2 protein-coding genes are annotated in these 1,203 nt (G+C 66.6%); one reads left to right on the top strand and one right to left on the bottom strand.

Features of this window, described 5'->3' with window-relative positions:
• Positions 1–210: hypothetical protein (locus tag AX737_RS01710; protein WP_066918496.1), on the bottom strand; the 210-nt coding region annotated here is incomplete at its 3' end.
• Between the two features lie 328 nt (positions 211–538).
• On the opposite strand from AX737_RS01710, the gene AX737_RS01715 reads away from it, so the two are divergent.
• Positions 539–1,117: a PAS domain-containing protein gene (locus tag AX737_RS01715; RefSeq protein WP_238229587.1), complete on the top strand. Its 579-nt coding sequence runs from the start codon at positions 539–541 to the stop codon at positions 1,115–1,117.
• Positions 1,118–1,203: the final 86 nt, after the last annotated feature.

Raw genomic sequence — 1,203 nt, forward strand, 5'->3', positions numbered from 1 at the left:
GGCGTTGCCCTCGGCCGCCGAGCTCATCGGGCAGGTGGCCGGGTTGCGGCTGCCGTAGAGGCCGATCGAGCCGGTGGTCTGCGGCTCGTAGGGCAGGGTGCCGGTATAGTGGCCGCGCGGCGCGTCGTAGGGGAAGGCCAGGGCAGACGAGGCCGGGGCAGCAACGCCGAGCACGAGGGCGGCGACAGCGGCGGCGACACGGGTCTTCATGAGGGTCTTCATCTCCTGATCACGCTGGCGGCCGGCCGATCCGGTCCGCATCGTCTTGCGTGGCCTTCAGATGGGGAGCCCTTTGCCGACGCGACGTGCCAGGACGCACGTCCCATGAGGGAACGAAATCCACCAGCTTTCCAGCTGCGCCCACCTCGCTAACAACCGCAGCAGACGACGTGGGTTAGCCCCTAACCGTTATGTGTCTGATGCGGGATGCGCCATTCGAACGAGAGGTGGCAGCAGACGCCACGTTCTGACAATTACCACCCTGAGTCGCACGCGCGAGGGGTTGGCGGTGGCACGGAAAGCGCACCCGGACACGATCGTGTCCGAGGCTGCCCTACAGGCAGCCATCGATGCCTCAGGCGGCATGGGAGCATGGGAGTGGAATGTCGCGGAGGATCGGGCCTACGCCGATCCCGTCGTCGCGCTGCTGTTCAACCTTAGCCCAGCACAATCCCGCAGCGGCGTGCCGTTCGAGGTGATTGCGCAGGCCATCCACCCTGAGGATCGTGAGCAGATCAGCAGCATCATCTGGGGCTGCGTTCAAGCAGGCAGCTCCTACCTGGCCGAGTACAGGGTCATCTCGCCCGGTGGCCGTGTCCGCTGGATCCTCTCGCGCGGCCGCTTCTTCCTCGACGAACAGGGACGCCCGGCCGAGGGGCGTGGTGTCGTCATCGACATCACTGACGCGGACCTGAGCACCCGAGCCTTCGCTGCGCGGGCGCAGGACGAAATCACCGATGCGATGAACGAGGCCGCGGATCTGGGCATCCGGCTGCACGGCCTTGCCAAGGAGCTAAGCTCTCCACGGCTGCGAACACTGACGCAACAGCTCCTCCTGGAGCTCGGACGGCAGTTGGCACAGCGCGAGTTGTCCGAGAAGTGGAGGGACATGCACTGACCAGGGCAAGGCGCGGCCCCGCTGGTGTCGCTGCGTGTCAGGCCCGCCGCTGTCCCTCAGTGGCGGGCCTTCTGCGTTCATGCGTA

The sequence above is a fragment of the Methylobacterium sp. CCH5-D2 genome (assembly GCF_001556475.1).
Taxonomy (GTDB): domain Bacteria; phylum Pseudomonadota; class Alphaproteobacteria; order Rhizobiales; family Beijerinckiaceae; genus Methylobacterium; species Methylobacterium hispanicum.